Origin of the sequence: Muricomes intestini, assembly GCF_004346165.1 — a bacterium.
Lineage (GTDB): Bacteria > Bacillota > Clostridia > Lachnospirales > Lachnospiraceae > Muricomes > Muricomes intestini.
Map to the genome: position 1 here is coordinate 1 of NZ_SLZZ01000015.1, position 16805 is coordinate 16805.

Consider the following 16805-nt stretch of genomic DNA (forward strand, 5'->3'; position numbering starts at 1 on the left):
GTTGTCTCATCCTGCCAATTTGTTTCCAGGGCATGCTGCAGTTGCGCTCCGGTAATTGTCTTGTCTTCAAAAATCAGTTTCTTAATTACATACAGACTGTTTGCAATGTTTGCAGTACCGATTGTCTGCTGACCGGTAAGATCATATTTTGCGCCGCCCTGTTTGATTGGCTTCCCCCTTGGAATTGTTGTGGTCGGACAGGCAAAGATTGCTGCCATTGGCTCATCCAACATTTCCTCCCACACCTGGTCGATAGTATTCTCCAAGATTGCTTCCATCTTGATATAGTATTTCATCTGGTCAACAAATGCATCTTTTGCCTCTTCATAAGATGCAAAGGTCGCCAGTGTCTTTCCATTGGAGTTCTTATGCAGACAGATTCCCGTTCTTGGATCCTTGCCATTAAAGAGAGACATCTCCAAGGCCTTTGTACAGTTCAGCCATGCACCTCCAGTACGCCCCCCTAAAAGTCCAGGTGCACCAGGCTCTATGCATCCGATAATGCAGTAGTTATAAGCATCTTTCATCTCATAGCCGCGGTTCATCATTGCTCTTGTGTAAGTCTCGTCATTAAAGATGGAGGGAAGACCTGTACCAAGTCTGACTACCTCAGCCACACGCATCTTGAACTCCATCGGTGTATTCTTATGAAATCGTACCGTAAGGGAAGGCTGTGGTACTCTTGTATTATACGTAGCATCCAGTGCTATATAGCTCACATCATTAGTTGCATCATTCATGGTCTCCGGATCTACACCGCCGATAGTCAGATTCTGGAACATTGGAACCCCACGGAAAAAGTCCGTATCGACCCAGCTGCGAACCTTATTACAGGTATAAATCTGCAAGAAAAAGTTCTCTGTCAGCTCGGTTGCAAGTTCTCTGGTCAGTGTTCCATCCGCAATACCTGCTTCATAATACGGCTGCATGAACTGGTCATAACGGCCAAAAGATATTCCTGCTCCGTTATCTTCAATCTGAATACAGATATGGGTCAGAATGATAAACTGCAATGCCTCTTTAAAGTTACGTGCCGGGTTCCTTGGAACGTTGCGGCAAATGTCTGCCATATCCAGGAGCTCTGCTTTTCTTGTCTCATCCTTTTCCTTTGCAGCTATCTTTTCAGCCAAATCTGCATATCTTGCCGCAAATTTAATAATTGCATTGGCGCTGGTGATTGCCGCCTCATAGAAATCTTTTTTCTTAATACATTCCGGATCATTCTTATAGTCTATTTTCTTTAAGTTTTCTTCACACTCATCAATGATTGTCTGAACACCATTTTTGATCAGCCATGGATGATCTGGTGCAAAATGTCCATCACCTCCCTGAAAGTAAGCCCCTATATCAGCAGCCTTAATATTGAAATGCGTATGGATAGCTTCTTGTGGAAGTCTGGTGCACAAGATATCGGTTACCGTTTTACCTCTCCACCAGTTACAAAATTCCTGAATAACAGGTTTGTCTTCTTCTCGAAGTATATATTGATCTTCTGGACGCTTATCCGGAAAATAGGGATTCCCATATATCATCTCACTGTTCATCCATTCTGCATCAAATTCCGGAAACAAAGGTGCCCATCTCGGATGAGAAGCTTGGTTTCCTGCGAAAAGGCTACCCGGCAAAATGTAAATACTCATGTTTTGAAGAACATAGTCAATTGCATGAGCTCTTCTGATAATCGGAGTCTGATCTATATGCTTCTTATAATACTCAGTCAATAACCTGGCTCTTTCAACGCATATGCCATACTTAGATGTTGTTATATATTTATGGAGCATATTGATTCGTTTTGTTCTTACAGGTTCCGTTGACAGCTGATAGGAATCTTTTACCACCATTTTTTCACCTCGCCAATATTTTTAAATTATTAAATATGTCATAATTAAAATATCATTTTATACAAACGATAGAAACCTACTTTTTTTAGTTAAAGGTGTAATTTTTTATGAAAAAGAAGGACTGCTATATCCTCCTTTAATGTATAACACGAATATATTCTTCTATCTCTTCAAAAGTACTTATAATTGCATTCTGAACTCTATATGCTCTGTTTACGTTAGTATCCGCTATTTTATTTTGCGGTTACGCTTTAAAAAACAATTTCCCAATAAAATTGCCAATTGCGGCAATCACTCCGTAAGCAATGATATATACCCATGCTGTTGAATTGTAGAAGATGAATATAGTTGGAAAAAATAACAATGCTATTATTACAGGGATAAACATAAGCATGACCGCCATTGCGCTTCCTGTATCCCTAATAGCAATTGGCAGTGTTTTAACTCTCTTCTCAATAAGCCTTTTAGACTCGCCTGGGGTAAGTGTGGTTTGAATTCCCCTATTTTTCCTCGTACAAGATTATTGCTTATGGCAAACGCATAAATCGGAATCTGTATATAAATCTAACTGCATGAAGATTATACCAATCTGCACATACTTAATTTAACTACCTAACTCCTCATCATTAGATTTGCTAAGCTCCTCATTAATTTTTTGGCAAGTTACTAAACCATGCTTAATACAATAAACATATAGTTTGCCGCCAGTAGTTATAGGAAACCTACAGCTTGGGTTTTGTTCCGGGTACAACCGATTCAGAAATATTCTGTCACTTTTAACATAGGCCACAAAAGAAAGATAATGCTCTTTGGTCATTGGATGGTCAAAAGTTACAAAGTAATCCATGTCCATTTCCTCTACTGTGATTTTGGGTGCTGTGATTGCATCCGTTGGCAAGATACGTTCTAATTTTCTTCCGCAGCAAAAGATAGAGGCACTTGCTGTGCTAACTAAAATATTGCCGCAGGAAGGACAGACATAAAAACGTACTTTATCAATGTTGCCGCTGTCTGGCTTGTTTGATGTAATCTCGCCCTCCATCATCTGTTTCATATCAACGCCCAAAATAGCTGATAGTTCTGGCCATAGCGACAGATCAGGACACCCTAAACCACATTCCCATTTTGAAACCGTTTTATTTTGAATACCCAACGCATCTGCAATATTTCTCTGGGTAAGATTTTTTTCCTTTCGCAGCTTGGCAATTAATTTACCTATTTTCACACAATCCATGCCTCCACCTCCATATTTTATCCCGCTTTATTGTATACATAAACACTCAAAAAAATAATCTACGCTCCGTAGACTGAGTAGAATACTCAATATTATTTACGATACTTATTAACCAGTATAAGATATCATTTTTCAGTTTCGCCTTCAATACTGAAGTAACAAAGTTTTACTCATTCAAATAAATTTTAAAATACTTCTGGTGTTAAGTTGGAATTGGAGCCGGGAAAGAACCTGAGTCGGTGCCGATACCGTTTTGTAGTAACTCATAAACATCTAGTGTGGTTGCTGTTCCTGCCGCAAAATACTGTACCGCCATTCCTAGGCTGATGATTTTTATACTACAATGGTAAATTGTCAATAACACGCTCCTTCCGATTTTGTTTGAACATGTGATAGTAAAATGTTATAATTTAATAGGTCATATGGAGGTGGTATACGGATGAATGAAGAAATGAAAAATGATTTATTAAGCAATCTTGCCAAACTGCATACAACAGAATTGGGCATTGCACGCATAAAAAGAAATTTGGGATTGGATTCTGATGATGTGGTTGCATGGTGCAGACAACAAATTGAAAATGCGGATAGCATAATTAGGCAAGGAAAAAATTGGTATGCGTATATTAACAATGCTAAGATAACTGTAAATGCGCATAGCTACACCATAATTACCGCACACATAACAAAAGATAATTAGTTCATCTTAGAGATAATAGCAAGAATGATGTGTAACGTGTGCCTCCTTTGCGTGCATCGTCTATATCAGGAGCCTTGTGTATAATGGCATCAAATTCATATATTTTAAGATTCATATAGGATTCCTTATAAATTCTTATTCACTATTTCTTTTAGAACAGGTAAAACATCATTTTCAAACCATGGATTTTGTTTCAACCAGCCAAGATTTAAAGGAGAAGGATGAACCAATGGAAAATATTCCGGTAAATATTTTTGAAAATTTCTCACTGTTTCAGTTAAACTTTTCTCACATCTTTTATTTAAATAATATTTCTGCGCATAGCTACCGATCAGAATTATGATTTCAATATTTGGCATCTCATCAAGTAAACGTGGATGCCATTTTTCTGCAAAGCCCTTTCTAGGTGGGACATCACCGGTTTTCGCTTTTCCTGGATAATAGAAATCCATAGGCAACTGAGCGATACGGTCCGTATTATAAAATATCTCGCGAGATACTCCCATCCACTCTCTTAATCGGTCGCCGCTTAAATCATTCCAAAACAATTGAGTTGCTTCTGCTTTACGTCCCGGTGCTTGTCCAACTATAGCAATGCGAGCATCTGCAGAAGCTTTAAATAATGGTGGGATCCCGATTTTTGTATAGGATTCGTTCATTTTGTCAGACATAATTTCTTGTTTGATCTTTTCGAACATCATTATATTTCACTTTTCCTCCTTAAATTTGGGATTGGTTACATATTCATAATCGTTCTCTTCCATCAGATGAACTTCCATATAATCAATTGCTTTTTGAATGCCCGCTATTCATTCCATCCCCTATTCCTCCTGTTCTTTAATTTCATTTTATCAGGAGAGAATGACGATTTCCTGACATTCCGTGCTGTGAGATGTCAGGACTTCTTTTTCTTTCTGTCCGGCAATTTGCCATACATCCCATTCAGCATAGATTCTGTCGGCTTCAAAAAGAAACAGTTATCACAGATGTCTCCCACCAGCTTGCCCTTTACAACTCTCCGTTCGTTCTTATCCTTCTGCCTTGCAAGGGCAGCCATCCAGATGGTCATCAATCACACCAACTCCCTGCAAAAATGAATAGCCGATGACAGGACCAACAAAACTAAATCCTCGTTTCTTCAGGTCTTTGCTTACGGTTTCTGACAATTCATCTTTGGCGGGCATCTCGGAGAGCTTCTTCAAATGGTGAACAATCTGCTTTCCTTCCGTAAAATGCCAAACATAGTCATCAAATGATTTAAACTCACCGGAAGAAACTATCTGCTGCACTGCTTTAGCATTTCGTACAGCTGCCCTTATTTTGGCTCTGCTTCGTATAATTTCGGGATTCCGCAGCAGCGTTTCAATTTTCTGCTCATTGTACCGGGCAACGATACTGATATCAAATCCGTCAAATGCATTCCTGATTGCAGCTTCCTTATGTATAATAGTCGACCACGACAATCCTGCCTGCTGCCCTTCAAGGCAAAGCATGGCGAAGAGTTCCGTATCGTCATGACAGGGCTGGCACCATCTGTTATCATGATAAGCAAGCATAAGCGGATCGTTTTTCGTCCAATCGCAACATTCATTCATCTCTACACCTCATCTTTTTAATTTCATTGCAGGCTTCAGCAAATACTTTTCTTTCAGTCTCTACTCAACAATGGCTTTTGTCATATCTTTCAATAAACCTGCCGCTGTTTTTTCATTTCCACTAAGACATCCCAGTTTACCTGAAAGCATTTTACTGCTTCTCATTTGTATTTTTCGTTGGACCACTGGATTTGTACAAATAATCAATAAGAACAAAACATTTCAAAACGTAATTATAAAATATAAGGTCAATCCTGAAATGACGTCCCTCAAAAGTAATTCTCTTCTGTCTGGCAACAAATGAAAATCCTCTCCCAAGTTCTAACAAGAATTTCTGTAATGAGTGATTAATGCCTGTTCTAAATCACTCTCATAAAAGCCTCATTTTCTACACGCGTTACCGCCTTGCTCTTCTATAATGGATCCCCAACTACTGTAATTTCTCTGCATTTTTTAAGATCATTAAGAAATATTATAACCGATTTAGCCATGAATCTCAATACATCTGCCGCGGCGATTCGGTAGCATCGCTTTTTAACCATTGAATTGTTGTATTAAACATTGCCCCCGATAAAAAATATAAGCTATAGCGTTCCATAGACGATTCTGAGAAAGTAATCATATGAGCCACTTCCGTGCGGTGACGCTCCATGTATGCCTCAATAATTTCTTCTTTTGATTCGAAATTTCGATAGTAAGATGCTCTTGCCACACCAGAAACTCTAATAATATCAGAAGCGGTTATTTCTGAAAACGGCTTCTCTTTTAACAATTACCTCCCATTAAAAAGAAATTTGAGGCTATGGTAGATAAATTGTGTACATTAGAATAGTAAATCTGACCCATATTTACAATTATACCGATACCCTACAGGATAAATTCCTGTAGGAATATCTTGTAGCCCACGTTTTTCTTTGGCCACTATTGTCTATTATAAAGGGAAAAAAATCAAGATAAATATTCTTCGATTTTAACCAATCCCTCCTTCAATTCCTTCTTTGATGGAACTCTTTGTTTCTCTAAAGTAAAATCCATATTGCTCATCGCCAGATTAACCAGCAAATAAATAGTGAACTCATTTTCCGGAATATTCAATGCTTCTACATATTCGCTCTTAAATAGGCGGCGCAGCTTCGCATCAAAGCTATTTATGCCCAAATTAAGCGCGCGGACAAGCATGATTTTTTTTCGGTTCTCAACCAAATAAGCATTCAATTCCTCATCAAGAAAAGAATAACTGTCAAATTTCTCCTCTTGTTTTCTCTTTTTAATGTTTTGCTCAAAAACTTTTGCAAAATGCTCCAAATACTGATCAATGAGTTGTTCCGCCAATTCGTAGATATTTTCATAATGAGCATAAAATGTCGTTCGGTCAATTAAACTCGCTTTTGCAAGCTTTGCGATAGAAATATCATTAAAGTGTGTTGTCTCAAGTAACTTCAAAAAGTTTAGTTGGAGCATTTGCTCGGTTCTTTCAAATCGTAAATCAGCCATTTTCATACCTGCTTTCCTTTTATAGATATCTTTATTCTACATGTTGTAGTTTTACTCTACAAGTATGTATTTTATGTTGTTGTCGTATGATATCTATTGTCTTATAATCTGTTTATAAAATGATACCAGGGTCAAAAGGCCATGCATTTCATGCTTGCATGAAAAGGCATGACCTTGGGAGCCGCAAAACATGAGAAAGCAGCCCGAGTAGGGCATATTTCGAATGTTTTTAGGATTGCGAGAGCACAAAGTGCGTAACAATCCGTAGGTATCAGGGGGCAAAATACCTTTTGCCCCAACGTCATAAAATAAATGTCTATGGAGGTATTATAATGAATGATTATAAAATAACGTTTACTGTCGGCGGTCGTATTGTTTCTGAACAAGAGATACTAGAAATGGAACTAAGTCGTTACCATCATGTTTTCCACATATTTGATGAAAAAAAGATACCCATTTCCTTAAATAATAAAACCTTATCGCTCAAGGAACTTTTAGATTTGCCACTTAAAAGCGCTAAGATTGCTTTAGCCCAAACCCGGGAATCCATCGGTAAAGAAAAGACACTAAAACTATTCAAACCGGAAATTGAACGTGGTGACCACATGTGGGAGGAAATCGCGGCTTCTTCTTGTGCCGGAGTCAATTTTCAAGAATCGTATGTCGAAGTGGAGACAGAAAATATTTCTTTAATCCAGTTTCTGATGTTTAATCAAAGTTTGATGAAGACTAACAATTTATATTTGCCATCTACAATCCATCCTGAACATTACTATTTTGATGCTGATAAAACGGGGCGGCAGGTAATCATCGAAACATTCGGCATGTATAAGGATCCTTCCTATCTTGATTTGAGACTGGGAAGCAAAGAAGATTATCCAGTCAAGCCTGCTAAAGATGTTGATATCGTAATGGCTGGAAAGACTTTTCTTCGTTCAAACGGTCAAGACACGAAGATGCTGGGCATGCACCAATTGACTAATACACCAACCGGTATGAAAGTAAAGCTGGGTGTATTCCTTCCTGAAAATGCACCAAAAGAAATTGCCGAAGGTCATAAATGGCATCTAATGGTCGAATTCAACAATGGTATGCATATAGCTGCAAAACAGCATCCCAATTTTATTCAAAAGAAAGTATTAGGAACGGTCATTAATCGGATGAAAAAGAAAAACCACTAGCCAAAAAATCTCCGCGTCCATACTGGACACGGGGATTTTCTTATAGTGTTGGTTTTACTCACCCTACGACCATGAATCTTCTATATGCAATAGCTTGATTCTTACCGGGCTTCAAGCAGTTTTCCCCATATATGAATTATAGTTGTAAGTCTCAAAATTTCCTTGTTTTCTACACTTCTTCGTGCCCTACTTCTGTCCCCTTGACATCAACACTACGCACTCAACGTGTGTTGAGTGTATAAAAATGATGTTCACAGAACAGAATTATCCCTAGGTGGAACCTCTTACTTTCCCAAGAAGCTCTTTTATAAAACCTCCTTTGAACAATCATTTTCCTTTTTCCACATGATACATCGGCAAAAATGTTATCAAATATCTCCTTTTTACTTTGATAATTTTCCGTATATAAGATTCTTAAATTTATACGTGCTCTGGCTACCGCAACATAAAGTAAATTACGTGCTTTTCTATATATTTCCAGTTCACTATCCTTCAATTCACGATTATATCACGCAAAACAGTTATTAAAATATGATTTACTTTGTCCAAATGATTCCTGAAAGGCGTGGTTAAACCTTGGCGGAAGCCTTTTGATTCGTTATACAAAATAGATCACTTTACCTTCCATCCCATCCAACTGACAATCTCTTGCTCCAATTTTCCTCCGGTGTCCAGCATATACCCCATAATATCATGATACATTTCATTATGAATCAGTGCCGTCGCTTTTCGTATGTCATTATCTGTCAACGGCTTCGTATAATCTTTATATTTTTTCAAAACTTCCCTATCCATGTAAACCGGATTAAAATCAATTCCTGTTCCTCTTCTCAGATTTTCAATGATGTAGAAACCATCCGGGTCAATATCACCGAAATGCTGCCATACCAGTCCTGGATTCGCATCATATGTTTTTCGGATTAATTGCTGCTTCACAGAATTATGATAACCGCTCAAAAAGATTAAAAATGTATGCTCTTCCTGCATTCGATTAAATGATGTCAGATTCTCTACAGTCATCACGTTTTGATCTAGAATCTGAATCGTTTTCAGCTGATTCAATGTTTCCGTAGAAAACGCGATTGGCATATATCGGTTCACACACATTTTTTGTCCATTATCAAATAAAATTTCCGCATTTCCTTTAAAATATACATAAGCAGGATTAGAATAAACGTGGTGCTCTGCTAAAAGAATCCGCTCCGTCTCCCGCTTGTCCTCTTTATCCTCTCCATCAGAAACGCCTAAAAGCAAAGTATCATAATCGCCATATTTTTTTAGAAGGCTACAGACTCTGGAGCGGAATTGCTTTTCCCATTTTTTACTGTCACCGAGGACAGCAACGGACAATTCCCTTTCCAGAATATCTTCCTGATTTCCTAATATATATCTGCAAAGTTTCAATATAAATTCTGCAACCTGCACATCATAAACAGCCTTTTTATTTTCCCTAAGCCTGTCTATCTGCTCCTGACAAAACCGATCCAACAAAAATTCCTCTCCCATGTAGCTTTTATACAATTCTATCTGAATTCTTTGCAAGGTACGCTTGTCCTGTCTCTTCAAAATCCTATAGTAATCCTGCCACTTCTCCGGATTTGCCGCCAGCTTCTCAATTACCCCCTTGTTGCGTCTCACAGATATCAATCCACTGTTCTCCAAATCCCTCATCTGATTTTCGAAATCACAAACAAGATTCATATCCACGTAATCAGAATGATAATCTTTAAACACCCTCTCTGGCAGAGCATAGAAACCCTGCGTAATCTTGTTTTCACCCTGATAAGTTTTACTGTTTTCATACTGGTCCAAAAGGATTCCCAGCACTTTTTTCTGGTTTTCACTAAACATTCTGATAATCCTTCACCAGCCCTTCTACCGCATGGGTATACCTCCCTGACATTACCAGACTTACCGTAGATTCAATAAATGTTCCGATACTGTTTATTTTTTCCGGAGGTGCTGCGTAAAACACTTGAAATTGATTCTCTTCAAAATATTTTACCATCTGTTCAATGCGTTCTCTGGATAAAGCAGAAAATGCCTCATCAATGAAAGCAAGTCTGGCGCAACAGACCTGTCTTGGATAATATTGGAGCAGGCTGGCCGCCAGAATAATAAAATACGGTGTTTGTTTTTCTCCATTGCTTGCTGAGCCTTGCTTTTTTGATAAATCCGAAGTGATTTCCTGCTCTCCCTGCCTGCTGACAATCTTCATATCATACACAAAATATTTACGGTAATCTGTGTATTCCGCCTCGTCCTCCTCATCCAGAATAATACTCATAAACTCCTGAATATCTTGCTCCATCTCTTCATCATCTCTTGCCGAATTCATATATAATTCTGGAGAATCCATGTACTGCTCCAATTTTTTACATATCCGAAAAAACACATTACGGTCTGCCTTTTCCTCCATAACAAACCGGTAAGTATCATTACCAAATGGAATACGCTTTAGCTCTTGGTTAATTACTTCTATTTCTTCTCGTGCCTCTCGGATTGTTTCATTGATTTCTGCAACAAAATCATTCATAAACGCGCTTTCCAGCTTTTCTCCCTGTTCTTTCAGTCGGTTTTGCGCTTCTTCTATCTTTATATTCGCAATATTCCTGTATTCTTCTCTATAAAAGGGAATACATCCCACACCTCTTCTGTTAATATCGATTTCGGCTAACTTACAATATTCAAGTTGTGCACTTTCCAACTGCCTGACACACTCTTTCACTTCCCCCTCTAAATTACGAACCGTTTTAGGTGTAATGGCCTTCCATGTATATTCCTTTCCCTTAACCAGCCTTTCATATTCCTCCATCATTGGGCGTTTTAATTCCAAGCGTTCCATGGATTTCCTAGAATATTCCTGATTCAGTTCATATAACTCTCCAGAAATTGTCTTGAGTCTTGTGTTCTCTGTTTCCTGTTCTTTGTTGCAGGAACCTATCTCTTGTGAAACCTTATTCACTGCCTCTTTGAATTCATCAAACTCCCGTTTCGCATCCTGCTGCTCTTGCAAAACCGTCATAAAATCTGGATTACTGCGTATTTTGTCAATATTTTTCTTAATTGTTTCCTTTTTTTCCATATTTTCGTCCAGCGTTTTTGCAGACCCAAAGTCATAGTGATTAACATCCCAATCTACCCGGTCAATCTCTCTACGGTATTTCTCACTTTGCTCCACATTGTTCTTCATACCTCGGAGTTCCGTTTTCTTCTTCTCTTTTTCCTCCTCCGCTCTCTCAAGCTGAAACTTGATTGCATCTCCTCCCAAACAGAATTCTGTCTTTCTAATTTCCATGTAAGACACGGCATAGCTTTTCGCCAGCATCCCATTTTTCATAAGACCGCCCTTGGGGTATTCATGAAGTTCTTCCAATGTTCCGCATAGGTGAATTCCATTCAGAAGATAATTAGCATATCTTCTGGCATAAAGATTGGGAATCACCAGCATCTCCGCCGCCGATCCCGCTGCCATCCGGGTGTCCGGCAGTTTGTCCGTAATTACCACATTGGCTCCATGTATCTCTTTCTGTTCCAGAACCTCCATGGCCTTGTGACAATAGTCCCCATCCACTATAATATAAAAACGTTTTCTCCCAAGAAATGTCTCAATCGCCGCCCTCCACTCTGCGTCCTTAATCTCCTGCACAAGTTCTGCAAATATCCTGACATCTGTCTGGATTTTCTGCCGTTTAAATTCCTCTTGGATGATTCGCTTTGCACTCTCAACTTTTTTAGGAAATACCATCTGATTGGATTTCAGCTGCTTAATCGTTTCTTCCAACTCATCCATCTCTGTATTCAATTGCCCGATCCGGTCCCTGCTGTGAACCTCATTCGTCCAAAAAATATTCTTTTGCGCCTTGACCATTTCCGCAAAATGTAAAAACACCTGAAGTTTTTTATCCTCGTCGTATTCTTTTTCAGCCAAATGGCACAAATATTGCTTGTCCATCTCCCCAACCTCAAGAAATTCCGCAATCCGTTTCAACAACCCGGACATCTGTATCTGTAAGTTCTTAAGTTCCGCAACCTTTTCCTCATATTTCTCAATTTCAAATTCTAAATTTTCTATCTGTCGTTTCTGCACCTGAATGCTATCCTGCATTCCCTTGAAAATATCATTGTTTTCTGCAATACGATACCGTTCGCCGGCCGCCTCATATTTTTTATCCAGTTCTTTCTTACGGGTTCCCAGGACTGTCTGTCTATGTACAAGTGATTCCAACTTCTTTTCCGCCTGTATTTTTTCTTCCTCTTTCCCCCTTAGTTCCTGATAGCATAGCATCAACTCCCGGATATGTAGATTCCGTAGTTTTTTCTCGTACTCCACCGTTTTCTGTTCCACTGTCTCCAGTCGGACTTTACTATTCCTTAAATTTTCATACATCCCTCTAATGTGCTCAAACTGACGCCTCTGCTCTCGAAGTTCTTTCAGAGAATCTACCTTTCCTGGTTCCAGTACACAATCCTGAATAAACTGATCAATATTATTTTCGGGATTAAATACCATCATTTTCAGCAGCTTTGTACGGTACTTTGTGGCATCACAGCGCAGTCCCAGAGCACGGAGAACCTGGTCTACTCCCTTGTCTCTCCCCAGAAAATCTGCTGACTTTAATCTATGCCCACCTACAGCCAGCTCGTTTCTTGGTGTAAATCGAACCCGCTTATTCTCCACCACGGTAAAATTTATCTGCTCAATTTGAGAATTGCGGCAAATGAACCAACTGCTCTTATAGGAAAACTCATTGGCCGACTCGATACATACGCCAATAACCATATAAGAATTCTCAACTGGCGACCAGAATTCCATTGCAATATAGCTGACAACCTCGCCCATCCTCAAGTATCTCTCTGTGCCGTTGCTTTTGGTGTCTCCTCTCACATATGCAACTACGGTTCTGTCCCGGTCCTTTGCAGCCTTATTAAACTGTGTATTCCCCGTCAGCAGGTACGTCACCGCATCCAGAATGGTAGACTTCCCGCTTCCATTTACTCCGGTAAACAATGTGGAACCTTCCAAATGGATACATTCATTCTGAAATCTTGACCATTGAACCAGCAGCAATCTGGTGGCAGTCTTCCTATTCATCTGCATCGTTATCCTCCTCATCATCTGTAGTTTCCCCTGATTTTTCAATCATTCGCTTTTGCGTCACTTCCACAAAGCGACGGAATTCTTCCGAATCCAGTGCAAACTGCAATGATGAATAAAGTCGGATCAGGCAATCCTCCTCCCCTACTTTGCCATTTACATCGATAAGATTAAACTTTGAAAACAGCGCCAAAATATTCCCCATAGTGCTTTTATCAATCTGTTCTTTTACCCCATATTTTTCCATCTCAAACCGTAAATCCGTTATGGAAATTAAATATGATCGGGAGAGATTTCCCGAACGCATTCTATCTGCATATAAAGCCCAAAGGCAGCACAATACCACACTCTCTGCCTTCTTCAATTGAAGACGATTCGCCTGTATCTTTCCGTTTTCTCCTACATCCGCACAATTGCGCAGCATAACAACCCCGTTTTCCCTATCCACTACAATGTCAAAACCGATATAGCCAAAAAACCCTGAAAAGGGTTCCGGCTTCTTAGAAATAAAATAGTATACCTTTTTATTCTCATCATCTTTATCACGCACAATAAAAGTATGCTTTAGCAAACGCCTGCACGACCGCTGAAACAAGTCTCGTTCTGACGAGGTGTATTCTTCCCAAAATTCTTCTATGCTCATCAGTCTTCTCCTTTGATAATTTCAAATCTGCGAAGTATCATACCATTCGTTTCCACATAACCATCTTTCAATTGAATCGAAAGCCCATTCTCCTCTCCGTATGCCACGGCGGACATGGTACAAAGTAAATCTCTTTTACTTTCCATAGGCAACTTATCGCTGCTTACACTTTTCTCATCTCTCATAACCAGTTCCAGATATGCCTTCATTTTCTCCTTTGAATACGGATTATAGGCTTCCTTTTCATGGGCCCTTCTTGCTTTTTCAAGTTCTTCCTCTGTCATCTCTTCCAAATCTGCAAAGGTTTGTTTACGAATTGTCTGTGCCTTTCTTGGAAAACGGATGGAACCTCTGTCAATAAATTCATTCCTGTCCAGCAAAAACAAAGCCTCCATTTCATCCGGCAATTCCACCTTCCACTCCAACTCCTGCATTTCCTCCGCTATATACTTAATCGTCTGTTCCACATTTCCTCTGACATCCGATTCCCGGTTTCTTAAAAATCGTGCGCGTCCCACGGCAATTTGCAGATACACATTAATTTTGTGCTTGATTTCTTTCATAATGTGGTCATAATCTTCAGACAGGAAGCCTCTTGTCCTCTGAATCATATCCAGAACCTGTTCTTTTGCTGCTTCCTCTTCTAAATCTTCTTCTACTGCACATCCTATTACGAGAAGTTCAAAGAGTACCCTATCACTTTGCATGCTTTCCAGTTTTGAACGGATAAAAGACCTGTACATGTGTATATTTTGCTGCTTTGTAAGCCTCGCATATTCTCGGATAAAATTCCCCTCACAATATTCAATAACATTTTCCGTCAGGCTTTCCAGGCTTTCCTCCCTCACCATTCGCTCAATAATTTTCTTTATAAATGTAGAAAGCCTTTTTAATGCTTTTGACAATAATTTAGCATTGCGATAAATGTTTTTCAGTCCTTCTACGTATGGATCCTGAGACCACTGTTCTTCATTGTGCAGGACATTATAGATATTGTAGATATAGCTGGAATACTCTTCTCTTTCCGGCCTTCTTAATTGCTGTAAAAACTCAGCCAGCAATATCCCCTGTTCAGTCATAATAATATGTTTTTCATAAGTGGCATCATCATTCTCTTCCTCCAGCCAACCAATCTCTTTGGAAGAAAATTTCCGTATTATACCATTGGCCAGGTCATTATAATTTTTCCTGCTCCCGCTGTCTTCCTCCCCATCAAGGAACTCTACATGATTTTCCAGCAGATAAGATGCCAGAGCATCCCGAATATTGCTTCTCGCAATTCGATAAGAGATTTCCCTGTCATATTGCTCATAAATAATCTGAAGACAATCCGAATAGATTCCATTATTACTTCCACTGGACAAGCAGTTAAAAAAGCCAGACGGTATTACATCAAAAAGCCGTTCCATTTAAATTCTCCACTTTAAGCACTTTCCAATAACCAGATTTATTAGAACCGATTCGTTCAATGAATCCATATTTTTTCAGTGCGGCAATTCCATTATCAATCGTTGTCTTTCCAACCCCGATTTGTAGCGCCAGTTTTGGTTTTGTTATGTTGGGATTGTTACGGATTTCCATTAATATTTGAATTTGTGTCTGCGTCAATCGGAATTCCTTGTCTTTATCGCCCTGTTTATCACCCATTTTATCACCCATCACATTAATCCAATTAAACGGTATCTTTACTACAATAGAGTTTTCGCGAAATTCATATGCTTCTTTTCCATAACACTGTGTAATCTTTGGCACGCCCCTTCCGGTTTTCTCACTGATATGAAGCTGCAATAATATCTCTGACAGTTTTTTATTGACAGGAATCGATTCCCCTGCAAAAAATCCCTCCATGGTCTGTTCCGGCGCTAATGACCCTCGCGAAAGTATCTCTATTCTATCGGAGAAAACGGTAATCATCGGTTCATTCCCACTGACCCATTTATTATGGGCAAACGCATTGATTACAGCCTCTCGGAACGCATCATTCTCAAATAATGGCACTTCTGTTCGCTCCACCACACGATTACTTTCGTCGGCTTGTATAATATTTAAAACATCACCATAACGAAGAACTTCATCAAGCGAGTATAAAAGGCACTGATTTCCAAACTCCCTCACAGAATACATATTATCTGCTTTCGTTTTCCCAGAAAAAATAGCAACCCTGATTGGCATATGAGAATTATCTGAAAGCAATTGTGCCAAAATATTGTATTTTCCATCTTCCGTATACAAGGATAGATTTTTTTTGAATGTATTAATATTAAGTTTCAATCCTTTCGCCCCATAGTAGATAAGCAATTTTTCAAAAGTTAAATCTTGATAATACGATGGCCTATTCTCCATCGTAGGAAAGCCATGGCTCAATATATTAAATAAATAAGATTCCTTTTCCGGGAATTTCCTAAGGTTCTCCTTGCTGGATCCAATTCTAATATACCGTTCCCGTGCATAAGCTGTTGGAACTGACTTTGCTGACGGAATCGTCAGCATAACCAGCCTCTTTCCATTTATAATCTCTTCCTCAAATTTAAAATTCACATCTGGAGTAAGTTGTCTTGCCAAATAGTGTTTTAAAGGTTCGTTTTTGACATCCTGATTACAATTAAAATCAGTCCCCACAATTTTATGTGTTTTATCATTTATCCCCCATATAAAATATCCCTGCTTTCTACCTTCATAAGCAGCACTGTTGGAAAGAGCAGATATATATTCTCCTAGTTCATCCGGCTTATACCAATTCTCTTTAAATTCAAACCATTCACGTTCCGAGTCATATTGCCATAGTTCATTAATGACTTCAATTACATTACTCATTTTGCTTTCCCTTTCACGACCGACTTTATTCCCCACCGTACCACGCATTAATTATATCACATGTGGGTGATAAAGTGGGTGATAAATTCTTTATCTACCATTTTCTTTTCTCCAGCAATAAGCTATTCCTCATTTTCGACACAATTCGACACAAAGCTCGCAATGTGTTGAGTGTGCGAAAAAGATTCCTGCAAGGCGCAATCGAACC

The 16805-nt window shown here is 39.0% G+C and carries 15 protein-coding genes and 1 pseudogene; 3 read left to right on the forward strand and 13 right to left on the reverse strand.

All coding sequences use genetic code 11. The annotated features are described in order from the left end of the window. Positions 1 to 1841: pyruvate formate lyase family protein (locus EDD59_RS11075; RefSeq protein WP_132381835.1), on the reverse strand; the 1841-nt coding region annotated here is incomplete at its 3' end. A 338-nt stretch (positions 1842 to 2179) separates the two neighbouring features. On the opposite strand from EDD59_RS11075, the gene EDD59_RS17960 reads away from it, so the two are divergent. After that, positions 2180 to 2335 carry a hypothetical protein gene (locus EDD59_RS17960; protein ID WP_207670398.1) on the forward strand — a complete coding sequence of 52 codons (156 nt, stop codon included), beginning with the start codon at positions 2180 to 2182 and terminating at the stop codon, positions 2333 to 2335. Between the two features lie 110 nt (positions 2336 to 2445). Here EDD59_RS17960 and EDD59_RS11085 read toward each other — a convergent pair whose 3' ends face one another. Continuing rightward, on the reverse strand, positions 2446 to 3075 hold the full coding sequence (locus EDD59_RS11085) for a helix-turn-helix domain-containing protein (protein ID WP_132381837.1): 630 nt from the start codon (positions 3073 to 3075) through the stop codon (positions 2446 to 2448). A 439-nt stretch (positions 3076 to 3514) separates the two neighbouring features. Between EDD59_RS11085 and EDD59_RS11090 the strand changes: the two genes are divergently transcribed. Beyond that, positions 3515 to 3772 carry a DUF3781 domain-containing protein gene (locus EDD59_RS11090; RefSeq protein WP_132381839.1) on the forward strand — a complete coding sequence of 86 codons (258 nt, stop codon included), beginning with the start codon at positions 3515 to 3517 and terminating at the stop codon, positions 3770 to 3772. Between the two features lie 125 nt (positions 3773 to 3897). Here the strand turns inward: EDD59_RS11090 and EDD59_RS11095 are convergent, their stop codons facing one another. The 6 genes and pseudogenes from EDD59_RS11095 to EDD59_RS11115 all read right to left on the reverse strand — a co-directional run bounded on the left by EDD59_RS11095 (position 3898) and on the right by EDD59_RS11115 (position 6861). Continuing rightward, positions 3898 to 4473 carry a uracil-DNA glycosylase family protein gene (locus tag EDD59_RS11095; RefSeq protein WP_132381841.1) on the reverse strand — a complete coding sequence of 192 codons (576 nt, stop codon included), beginning with the start codon at positions 4471 to 4473 and terminating at the stop codon, positions 3898 to 3900. A 194-nt stretch (positions 4474 to 4667) separates the two neighbouring features. Beyond that, entirely contained in the window at positions 4668 to 4844 is a 177-nt protein-coding gene (locus tag EDD59_RS17805; RefSeq protein WP_165920914.1) for a hypothetical protein, read from the reverse strand. Then, a complete protein-coding gene (locus EDD59_RS11100) occupies positions 4801 to 5367 on the reverse strand; it encodes a DNA-3-methyladenine glycosylase I (RefSeq protein ID WP_132381843.1) in 567 nt (188 codons plus the stop codon). Before EDD59_RS11100 ends, EDD59_RS17805 begins: the two co-directional genes overlap by 44 nt. Positions 5368 to 5569: 202 nt before the next feature. Further along, positions 5570 to 5745: pseudogene (locus tag EDD59_RS11105) on the reverse strand (PDDEXK nuclease domain-containing protein); the annotation flags it as partial. 118 nt (positions 5746 to 5863) lie between these two features. Further along, positions 5864 to 6139, reverse strand: a complete 276-nt coding sequence (locus tag EDD59_RS11110; RefSeq protein ID WP_132381845.1) for a TetR/AcrR family transcriptional regulator — start codon at positions 6137 to 6139, stop codon at positions 5864 to 5866. A 176-nt stretch (positions 6140 to 6315) separates the two neighbouring features. Beyond that, a complete protein-coding gene (locus tag EDD59_RS11115) occupies positions 6316 to 6861 on the reverse strand; it encodes a TetR/AcrR family transcriptional regulator (RefSeq protein ID WP_132381847.1) in 546 nt (181 codons plus the stop codon). 332 nt (positions 6862 to 7193) lie between these two features. Here EDD59_RS11115 and EDD59_RS11120 point away from each other — a divergent pair, with 332 nt between their 5' ends. Beyond that, the gene (locus EDD59_RS11120; protein ID WP_132381849.1) at positions 7194 to 8042 is read left to right on the forward strand and encodes a hypothetical protein; all 849 of its coding nucleotides are present in this window, start codon (positions 7194 to 7196) and stop codon (positions 8040 to 8042) included. A gap of 612 nt (positions 8043 to 8654) precedes the next feature. Here the strand turns inward: EDD59_RS11120 and EDD59_RS11125 are convergent. The 5 genes from EDD59_RS11125 to EDD59_RS11145 are packed head-to-tail and all read right to left on the reverse strand — an operon-like array spanning position 8655 to position 16633. Beyond that, positions 8655 to 9893 carry a Wadjet anti-phage system protein JetD domain-containing protein gene (locus EDD59_RS11125; protein WP_132381851.1) on the reverse strand — a complete coding sequence of 413 codons (1239 nt, stop codon included), beginning with the start codon at positions 9891 to 9893 and terminating at the stop codon, positions 8655 to 8657. Then, positions 9886 to 13143 carry an SbcC/MukB-like Walker B domain-containing protein gene (locus EDD59_RS11130; protein WP_165920915.1) on the reverse strand — a complete coding sequence of 1086 codons (3258 nt, stop codon included), beginning with the start codon at positions 13141 to 13143 and terminating at the stop codon, positions 9886 to 9888. Before EDD59_RS11130 ends, EDD59_RS11125 begins: the two co-directional genes overlap by 8 nt. Continuing rightward, positions 13130 to 13783 carry a DUF4194 domain-containing protein gene (locus tag EDD59_RS11135; RefSeq protein WP_132381855.1) on the reverse strand — a complete coding sequence of 218 codons (654 nt, stop codon included), beginning with the start codon at positions 13781 to 13783 and terminating at the stop codon, positions 13130 to 13132. The genes EDD59_RS11130 and EDD59_RS11135 overlap by 14 nt, the downstream gene beginning before the upstream one ends. Then, the gene (locus EDD59_RS11140) at positions 13783 to 15192 is read right to left on the reverse strand and encodes a Wadjet anti-phage system protein JetA family protein (RefSeq protein ID WP_132381857.1); all 1410 of its coding nucleotides are present in this window, start codon (positions 15190 to 15192) and stop codon (positions 13783 to 13785) included. The genes EDD59_RS11135 and EDD59_RS11140 overlap by 1 nt, the downstream gene beginning before the upstream one ends. Then, positions 15176 to 16633, reverse strand: a complete 1458-nt coding sequence (locus tag EDD59_RS11145) for an RNA-binding domain-containing protein (RefSeq protein ID WP_243117409.1) — start codon at positions 16631 to 16633, stop codon at positions 15176 to 15178. Before EDD59_RS11145 ends, EDD59_RS11140 begins: the two co-directional genes overlap by 17 nt. Between the last annotated feature and the right edge of the window lie 172 nt (positions 16634 to 16805).